General features: G+C 27.3%; 3 protein-coding genes and 2 pseudogenes. 2 read left to right on the top strand and 3 right to left on the bottom strand.

The window, feature by feature from the left end; all coding sequences use genetic code 11:
• Window positions 1-175: 175 nt before the first annotated feature.
• From U881_RS0103045 to U881_RS10730, 3 genes and pseudogenes are all read right to left on the bottom strand, one after another.
• Window positions 176-580: pseudogene (locus tag U881_RS0103045) on the bottom strand (variable large family protein); the annotation flags it as partial.
• Window positions 581-606: 26 nt separating this feature from the next.
• Window positions 607-717, bottom strand: a complete 111-nt coding sequence (locus U881_RS13240; protein WP_235048124.1) for a variable large family protein — start codon at window positions 715-717, stop codon at window positions 607-609.
• Window positions 718-1,158: 441 nt separating this feature from the next.
• Window positions 1,159-2,085: pseudogene (locus U881_RS10730) on the bottom strand (variable large family protein).
• A gap of 627 nt (window positions 2,086-2,712) precedes the next feature.
• Here U881_RS10730 and U881_RS0103025 point away from each other — a divergent pair.
• Window positions 2,713-2,898 carry a hypothetical protein gene (locus tag U881_RS0103025; RefSeq protein WP_024653175.1) on the top strand — a complete coding sequence of 62 codons (186 nt, stop codon included), beginning with the start codon at window positions 2,713-2,715 and terminating at the stop codon, window positions 2,896-2,898.
• A 729-nt stretch (window positions 2,899-3,627) separates the two neighbouring features.
• Window positions 3,628-10,872: a BTA121 domain-containing protein surface lipoprotein gene (locus U881_RS0103020; protein ID WP_024653174.1), complete on the top strand. Its 7,245-nt coding sequence runs from the start codon at window positions 3,628-3,630 to the stop codon at window positions 10,870-10,872.
• Window positions 10,873-11,039 lie beyond the last annotated feature (167 nt).

Here is an 11,039-nt window from a genome sequence, read left to right as displayed (position 1 = left end):
ACACATCAACAATTGATTTACTTCCTTAATTTGAGGAAGTAAATCAATTAAATAAAAAAAGAAAATACAAATCTCAACTAAACGCAATCTCATAAAATAAAAAAAGGAAAACAACTCTCATACAGAGAAAAGTTTTCCTAAATTTAGTTATATATTTATTTCTATTGTTATTAACTTAAGCTTTAAGAGTTGTCTTATCAGAAATTACAGGAATATCATTAATATTAATTTTCATTGCCTCTTTAAGTTCATTAAGTCCCAAGTCCATTGTTTTCCTTATTGCAATAGTTAACATATCTAATGCCTTAGTAACCGCACTTACTGCTGCTCCTTTAACTGCAGCAGTAACCTCAATAGCATCAGCATTACCATTAGCAAATTTACCATCCTTCGCCATTATTGCTCTTAATGCTATACCTCCTGCTATAGTTCCATCTTTAGGAGCTGTAGCAACATTACCAGTTGTTTCTTTAGCTAGCCTAACAGCATCACCACTATCTTTAATCATAGCTTTTAAAATATCAGCAACGCTTACTGCTTCAACTGCTTTTGCTGCATCTGCTGCTGATTTTTTATGATCACTAACCATGTCCCTTGCACAGTTTCCTACACTGTCTTAAAATATTTCCCAACATCCGATTTCTTACTCTCCACACTTAATACCACCCAATACACTCCCAACCATATAACCATATCCCCCAAAAGACGTAAAAACATCCAAAAAAATCATTCCCCCAAATTCAACTAAAGACTATAAAAATTTATTCTTGGATTTCTTCTCTTTTAACACTCCATTATTATAATCCCACCATTATCACCATTACTCTTCTCATTCTTTTCACTATTCTTCACTTTTATTTCATTTTGTTTCATTTTTGTTCCCACCTTTCTTTTATTAAAAACAAGCAAAACAAAATAAGTAATTAATACATAAAATGAATAAAGAATTAAGAAAATACACTTAGTAAATTCAAAATTTAAAAAATGATAAATAAATGCTATAACATAGCTTAACAATAGAAGATAGCTTATTCCTTAGCTCTCTTCGCTACTTCTTTTACATAACTATTATCTTCTCTTTCTTACATAAGTATAATGATTATATAACTACCTCACTTACTCATTAGTCTTACCCTCAGAACCATCTCCTTGTTTAATTTATCCCAATACCTTATTAATCTCTTTTAATCCAGCATCTACTGTATCCCTAATTGCTATTGTTAATGTAGATAATACTTTGTTTACTGCATTAGCTGCTGTACCCTTAGCTCCTTCTGCTTCTGTTTTATTTGCAGCAAGTATCCTTAACAATAAACTTACCATCTTTCGCAATTGCTCTCAATGCAATACCAGCTGCTATAATTGCATCTTTTTTAGACTCTACAGTAATAAGTTTTCATCATCGTCAGTACCAGTACCCTTAGCTAAAGCTAGAACAGCAGCGTCCGTAGCATCTTTTAACCTTACCATCTTTCTTAGCATCAGCATTAGCTGCAGCAATAGCTGCATTTTTAGCCCCAAATAACCTACCAATATTCTTTTTATCATTATCAACAGGCTTAGTTTTATCTGCTTGTCCATCTCCTCCCATAATAACCAAATCAACTATTCCTTTGATTCCCTCAACCAAATTCTTAACACTTCCTGCATCAGAACCATTTCTAGCAGCAGCAGATTTTACTACCTGACCAATTAATGCAGTATCAGTAGCACCCAAAGCAGCTTTCTTTGCTCCTTTTTCTATCTTAGTTAATTTATCAATAAATTTTAATACCTCTTCTTTTACCTTTACATAATTCCCATTCTTCTCTAAAATCTCATTCAATTTAGTCTTAGTTGTTACCATTGTCTCAGCAATCTTCGTAAAATAAGCTCCTATCTCTGATTTCTTAGTCTCTGCCTTTATCCCCCCAACGTCCCACTTACCATATCGCCAAAAGCAACAAAAACGTCCAAAAATCCTTTCCCTAAATTCGCTATAGAACCTAAAAACTCATTCTTTGCTTTCTCTTCTGCCAATAACCCACTATTACATCCCATAACCAAAATAAGGAAACTGATTCCAATAACTCGACTAATTCTCATCTCATCTTCTTTTTCCCTCCTTAACGAACTCTTTAAAAAAACTCTCCCTATCTTTAAATCCATTTATTATTTAAAGCTCCCCCCCTTCTCTTTTCTATCTTTTATCTCTCAATAAGAGTATCTTCCTTATTAAAAAAGTTTACTTACACTGCTTAAAGCTCTTTTTCCTTAGCTTAAACATTACTTCAACAGCAAAAATGAAATAAAAATGAACAAAATGATAGGTAAATTAAAACTCAATTGCTAAATGAAAATCTTTAACAAGACATCCTAAATACCAAAAAGGAAAACAATTCTAATGCATCACTAGAAAAGTGTTTTCCTCAATTTACTTTCTCTTATTAATTCTCATTATTAACTTTTAGCTTCAAGTATCTTATCACCAAAAGTTACATGAGTATCATTAGCATCAATTTTAATAACTTCTTTAACTTCCTTAAGTCCTGCATAAATAGATAAATATCATTAAAATCCTGTTTTTTAAACATAAATTTGGCATCTTATGAAATACAATGTTCAATTGTATTTCATAAACTCTAATAACTAATCGAAGTTTAACTCTTCAAATCAAAATTAACAAAACTTATCTATATCACAACTTTATGTGATGATGTAGATAAAATTATAGTGGAATGTAATGGACGACATGAAGTTTATAAAGAGGTTTTAGAGAAGAAGAATAGTTTGCGAGGTTTTTTAATAAAGATAGGAAAAGGTTTTTATTACGTTTTTAGCTATTTTGCATATGCTATTGAAAATGTATTGGAATCTCATGCTATTCAATTTAACAATATGATAAGCAATGTAAGATAGAATATTTTAAGTAAATACAAATAAATAAATATATATATTTATTTAGGATGGGATTAGAAGCAACGAAGGAGAAATGTGATGAGTTAGAAAGATAAATAGCTTTTTACTCCACATATCTATGTTACAGCTTTGGAATTTATTGTTCAAGGTTATATTGTCTATTATTACTAAGCTAATATTTATTCTAATTAAGTTTGCTGGGGGAGTATAACTAAAAAAGGTGACACTGAGATTGATTATCCTCAAGATATTGCAATTTTCTAAAATTCTGGTATTAATATTAATAATTAATACTAAAACTATACCAAAACTATTTGTAATGCTATAGGTAATAGATAGTATTGGGATACTTGATGGTACTACTCAAGTTAATTCTATTCCTAAACTAGTTGATGAAATGTTATTGGTAATGATTGATAAGAAGATTCTAAGACTAGACGGTTGTATTTTAATTTTTGGTGATAATCATTGATAATGATAATGTTGGGAAATTAGTCTTCCTTACATAGAAGGTATAAAGTATTTATTTATACAGAATACAAAAATATAAGAATTAAATTTTTAATATTAAACTGTGTATTTGTATATTTGTTTTAATTATTAAAATAATTAATTTTTTTGTAAATACTATTGCATATTGATTTACTTATTAATTTGTATATAATACAATATACTTAATATATTTATAAATATAAAATTAAAAATATAAATTTAAATAAGGAAATATTCATGCCACAAGATAAAAAAGTAAGCACTATAAAAGACATAAAAGAACATTTAAATGACCGTGAAAAAGTTGCTTTAGCTTTTCTTAAAGATTCTTTAAATAGAAAAGATAAATTTGAGAGCTTAATATTATATTTAGACGCTAAAAATCTTCTAATAGAAAAATCTTTGTTCTATATTGTACTAACATTAGATGCAAGAGATGCAGTAGAGGAAGCTCTTAGAAATTACAAAGGACCAGATAAGTATACATTGATTCAAAAATTAAAAGATGAAGAACAAAGATATATAGATGATTTAAGAAGAGTTTATATGTCTCGTAAGGATTTAAATGATCTATCTCATGAGTTGTTAGTAGAAACAAGAGATCCTTTTCGCTTTGTAATCATTGGAGAAAGTATATTCAATTATATAATGACAAAACAATTAAATCTTCAAGAAACAATTGCGTTAATGTTTCTTGAAGAAGCTATAATAAGTCCTAATCCAGATGATTCAGACGATTATAAGCTTGTAACGCATTCAAAATCAAACTTTCATATGTTTAGTGCATATATAGGTATTGATAAACTAAAAATAATTTTATCAGATGTTATAGAGACATTAAAGACAAAAATGATATCAGACGAAGCTCTTTTAAAATATCATGAACCAAACAAATATATACTTACACAAAGATTCAAAGATATAATAAGAATTTACAAAGAATACTTAAAAAGAGTTTGTAGTTTTCATTCTTTTGATCAGGTGTACTACAATTTATCACTAAAAACAAGCAATATAGCTCTATTTAAAAGTATTGAAAGCTCTGTCAGATATTATAAAATAATAGAATTATTAAATAGTGAAGAAAGAGTTGCTTTATCTTTCCTTGTAGATGCTATAACAAATCCAAATCCAGATGATCCAGATGATTGTAAACTTATAACCCATTCAAAGCAAACTTTTTACCAGTGCATGCTGGATACAGATAATATTGATAATCTTAAAGCAGCTCTAGCAGATATTGTAATGACATTATCTGCATATCTTACAGCAGGACATAATATTGAAGCAAAACTCCGAAATAAGATAGCAAAAGATATTTATACGTCAAAATTAAAAGATGCAGAAACAAGATATATGAAGTATTTAAAAAGTATTTGTAGTACTTCTTCTGCTGATGAGATATACAGTAATTTATTAAATAAAACAAATAATGTGCTACAATTTGAAATTATTTTAAGTTCACTACACTTTTTTAATGATACTTATAACAGTATTGTTAAACAATTAAATGAAGAAGAAAAAACCGCTTTTATGTTTCTTGAAAATGCTATATCAAGTCTTAATTCAGATGCTCCAGACGATCGTAAGCTTATAACTAATTTAAAACAAACTTTTTATCAGTACGTACTGGACATAGATGATATTGATAAATTCAAAACAGCTTTATTAGGTATTATAAATACGTTAAGTGCAAAAGAAGAAGCAGAGAAAGTTATTGTAAATTACAATGGATCAGACAAAGACACATTTATACGAAAATTACAAAATGAAACAACAAAATACATAAAGTATTTAAAAAGTATTTGTGATACTCCTTCTGTTAAGGAAATGTACAATAATTTATCAGAAAAAACAAACAATGCATTACAATTTGAAAGTATTACAAATATAATAAGCCCTTGTAATAAGGTTCATGATGATATTATGAAACAATTAAACGAGGATGAAAAAGATGCTTTAATGTTTCTTGAAGAAGCTATAATAAGTCCTAATCCAGATGACCTAAATAATCATAAGATTATAACTCAAACAAAAAAAACTTTTAATCAGTTTATACTGGATACATATGATATTAATAAGTTTAAAATAACTTTATCAGATATCGTAAGGACATTAAAGGAAAAGCGTTCAGTAGAATGCGTTATTGCAAACTACAATGGACCAAAAAGACACACATTCATACAAGAATTAAAAGATGCAGAAACAACTTACATCAAATATTTAAAAAATATTTGTAATACTTCTTCTGTTGAGGAGTTATACAATAATTTATCAAAAAAAACAAGCAATGCATCTCAATTTGAGAGTATTTCCAGTATGATAAGATCCTATGATAGGATTTATCATAATAAGATAAAAAAATTAAATGAATATGAAAGAGGTGCTTTAGTTTTTCTTGAGGATTCTTTGTCAACTTTTGATTCAGATGATCCAGACGACCGTGAAATGACAATTCGGGCAATAGAAACTTTTAATTGGTTTTATCTGTTCGCTCTTGACACAGATGATATTCATAGACTCAAAATAGCTTTATCAGATCTTGTAAAGACTTTAGATATAAAAAACACAGTAGAACTAGCTATTGAAAATTATAATGAGTCAGACAAAGACGTATTGACACAACAATTCAAAAATGAAGAAATGAGCTATGTTAAGTATTTGAAAAGTATTTTTAATACTTTCTATGCTGAAAAAATGTATAACATTGAAGAAATGTACAATCATCTATCAAGAGAGGTATATAATGTATTTACATTTAAACGCATTTTAGATACGATAGATAATTATAATGCTATTTATAATCACTTTGTAGGGCAATTAGATGATCAAGAAAAAGATGCTTTCATGTTTCTTGAAAATGCTATAACAAAACCTAATCCAGATGACCCAAATAACTATGAGATTATCACTCATACAAAATCCACTTTTTATTGGTTTGTACGAGATATAGGTACTGAAAAACTCGAAAGAGTTTTATCAGGTGTCTTAAGAGTATTAAAGTTAATAAAACGAGTAAGAGAGCATGTTTTAGGGTGTTTAGAATTAGAAAAAAAATTATTTAGAGATGAAGAAATAAGATATATAAAACATTTAAAAAGGATTTTTAATACTAACTATGATATTTACGATAATTTTATTCGAGAAAGATACAACATATACCCACTGGCAAGTATTGTAAATGGCATGTGTCGTTATCTTAATATATTTAATGAAATTGTAGAACAGTTGAGTGATGAAGAGAAGAATGCTTTAACTTTTATTGAGGATGCTATAACAGAACCTAATTCAGATGATCCGGAGGATCATGGTATTATAATTCGTGTAAAACAAAACTACAGTCTGTTTGTTAATACACATAATATTGAAAAACCCAAAACAATTCTATTACAGATTGTATTAACATTAAATACAAAAAGAATCGTAGAAGAAGCTATTATGAAGTATAACAATCCAGGGAAAAATATTCTTGTATCAATCTTAAAAAATACAGAGGAAAAATATATGAAGCATTTAAAAAATCTTTGTAATACTCCTTCTGTTAAGGAAATGTGCGATTATTTGTCAGACAAAGCAAATCATACATTCCAATTTGCAAGTATTATAAACATCATCAACTCTTACAACAATGTTATGGCAAAATTAAGTGAAGAAGAAAAAATTGCTTTAACTTTCTTGGAAAATTCTGCAATCATATATAATACAAATGATCCAGGTGACTATGAGATTACACTTCGTACAAAACATAATTATAATCAGCTTATATTAAATACGCATGATATTGATAAATTCAAACTAGTTCTAGCAAATGTTGTATCAACATTAAAGGCAAAGAAAGAATTAGAAGAAGCCCTTGCAAATTATAATGGACTGGACAAAGATGCACTTATACGAAAATTCAAAAATCAAGAAATAGACTATATGAGGTATTTAAAAAACATTTTGGATATTCCTTCTGTTGAAAAAATGTACAATATTGAGGAAATATATAATAATTTATTAAGACAAACAAGTAATAAATCTGAATTTAAGATTTATTCAGATATTATAAATTCTTATAATAAAACTTATAAGGATATAATAAAACAATTAAGTGATAAAGAAAAGAATGCTTTAACTTTTCTTGAAAATGCTATAACAAAAAAGAATCCAGATGATATATATGATTATAAACTTATAACTCAGACAACGCAGAATTATAATCAATTTATTTCAAGCATAACTAATATCAGGAAACTTAAGGCAGCTTTGTCACATACTGTAACAATATTGAATAAAAAAAGTGCAGCAGAAGAAGCTCTTAAGCAGTACACTAAGGTAGGAAAAAATGTCCTTGAACAAATATTAAAAAATTTAACAAACACTTACGTAAATTATTTGAAAATTATTTGTGGTACATTTTCTAAAATGTACAGTAGCTTATTATGGCAAATAGACATTTCATTTCAATTTGCAAATTTTATTGAAACCATCAACTTTTATGGTAGTATTGTAACACAACTCAATAATGAAGAAAGAGTTGCTTTAGATTTTCTTACAGATGCTATAACAAGTCCTAATCCTGATGACTATGAGATTACACTTCGTGCAATAAAGACCTATAATCGTTTTATACTTGATACAAATGATATTCATAAATTAAAAGCAGCTTTATCAGGTATTGTAATGACATTAAATACGAGATATGCAGTACAAGAAGCTCTTAAAGAGTACACTAAACCAGGAAAATATATTTTTGCACAAAAATTAGAAGATGCAGAAACAAGTTACGTAAAGTCTTTAAAAAGTATTTGTAATACTCCTTCTATTAAGGAAATGTACGATAATTTGTCAAGCAAAGGAAAAAATATATCCCAATTTGAAAGTGTCGCAAATACCATCAGTTTTTATAACAATATTATAGGAAAATTAAATGATGAAGAGAGAAATGCTTTAATTTTTCTTGAAAAATCTATAACAACTCCTAATCCAGATGATCCGGATGATGATAAGGTTACAATTCATGCAAAACAAAATTATAATCGTTTTATACTAGATTCAGATGATATTAATAAACTCAAAACAGATCTATCTGGTATTGTCGCAACATTAAAGGTAAAGAAAGAAATAAAAGAAAACCTTGCAAATTACAATGGATTAGACAAAGAGACACTGACACAAAAATTAGAGGATGCAGAAGCAGCTTACGTAAAATATTTAAAAAACATTTGTAGTACTTACTTTGTTGAAGGAATGTACAAAATATTAAGCAAAGGAAAGAATATATCTCAATTTGAAAGCATTACAAGTACCATCAATTTTTATAACAATATTATAGGAAAATTAAATGATGAGGAAAAAAATGCCTTAATTTTTCTTGAAAAATCTATAACAACTCCTAATTCAGATTCAGATGACGCATATGATCATTGGATTACAATTCAAATAAAGCAAACTTTTGATCGATTCATACTGGATCTTGATGTAGATGATATTGGCAAACTCAAAGTAGTTTTGGCGGATATTGTAAAAACAATAAATGCAAAAGAAGAAAACACTCTTCAAAGGTATGCTAGAGTGGAAAATAATCTACTTGTGCAAAGATTAAAAGATACAGAAACAAAATATATGAAGCATTTAAAGATTATTTGCAATACTTTTTCTGTTGGGGAAATGAGATATAATTTATCAAACAAAACAAACAGAGTATATGAATTCAAAAATATTATAAGTTCTATTAACTTTTATTTTACTATTCATAGTAGTGTTATAGAAAAATTAGATAATTCTGAAAAAGATGCTTTTATTTTTCTTGAAAACGTTGTAACAACTCCTAATCCAGGTGAACCAGATGACCATGGGATTACAGTTAAAGTAATACAAAATCGTGATCTAGTAGTTAGACCGGCAAAACCTAATCTAAGTGGTCCAGATGACTCTGAAATTACGATGAGAACAAAAGACTTGTTTTGTTCTTTTATATTAAACACGAATAATATTCATAAAATTAAAACGGCTTTATCCGGCATTGTATTGACATTAAAGGCAAAGAAAAAAATAGAAAAGGTCATTGTAAATTACAATGGGTTAAAAAAATATACATTTATGCGAAAATTAAAATATAAAGAAATAAAATACATGAAGCATTTAAAAAGTATTTGTGATACTTCATCTGTTAATGAAATGTATAACAATTTATCAAGAAAAACAAACCATTCATATCAATTTACATACATTGAACACTATATCAGCTTTTATACTCTTGCTTATCATAATATTATAAATATTACAGATCAATTAAATTATGACGAAAAAGATGCTTTGGCTTTTCTTGAAGAATCTTTAACAATGTGTGATCCAGCTTACTTTAAGTTTATAACTCATACAAAAGATGATTTTTATTTGCTTATATCCAAAATGGGTATTGATAAACTAAAATCAGCTCTATCAGATATTGTAACAACATTAAAAGCAAAAAGAGCAGTAGAAAAAGTTCTTGAAATTTACGCTTGGACAGCTAAAGACAAATTTGTACAAAGATTATTAAATGAAAAGACAAATTATATAAAACATTTAAGAAGGATTTGTAGTACTTGCTCTTCTGATGAAATGTATAATAATTTGTCAAGAAAAACAAATCATGAATTTCAATTTTCAATTATTTTGATTTATATAAATTATTATAACAAAGCTTATAGTAGAATAATAGAACTATTAAATGACAAGGACAAGGATACTTTGTATTTCCTTGAAAATATTATAACAAAACCTAATCCGGATGAACATGAGTTTATAATTCATTCAAAACAAAATTTTAACCATTTTATACTAGAAATAGGTATTGAGAAATTTCAAGATGTTGTATCAGAGATTATGACAACACTAAATGCAAAAAAATCAGCAAAAGAAGCCCTTGATAAGTATGATGCTCCAGGGAAAAATATACTGGTACAAATATTTAAAAATGCAGAAACGAATTATCCAAAACTTTTAAAAAAAGATTGTAATACCAATGATTTTGGCAGAATGTACAGTAATTTGTCAAGAAAAACAAACAACGAGCTTCTTTTTGAAAATATTATGGATGATATACAAAACTATCAGAAACTTATAGAAGCATTAAATCAAGATGAGAGGTATGCTTTTGTACTTTTAGAAAAATCTGTAATAAAATCTAATTCAGAAAATCCAAGCGACTATTTATTGATGATTCGGAGAACTCTAAATCTTAATAGGTTTATATTGAATGAAAGTATTTCCAAACTACAAATAATACTTTCTAAAATTATATTAATATTAAATGCAAAAGAAAAAGCAGAAGATTTTCTTGTCAATTATAAAGGAACGTCAAAAAATGAGTTAGTAAAAAAATTACGCTATGAAGAGGCAAGATATGTAAAAGATTTGCAAGATAGCTGTGACAACTTCTATGGGATATATAATAATTTATTACAAATAGTAACTTTGCCTCGATTTGAGAATATTATAATTGCTTTTGATTGACTCTTTGAATCAAATTCAAATTTATGAATTTATTGCTAAATAAATTCATAAAACAATTTAACTATTTGTTAATATACCTTTTAACTAAGTATTTAATAGATACTTAGTTATTTAAAAAAAATTAATGATAATTTATATTCATTATGATTTTCGTATCTCTATTTCAT

Source organism: Borrelia persica No12 (assembly GCF_000500045.1).
GTDB classification, from domain to species: Bacteria; Spirochaetota; Spirochaetia; order Borreliales; family Borreliaceae; genus Borrelia; species Borrelia persica.
This window is presented reverse-complemented; position numbering and strand designations above follow the sequence as displayed.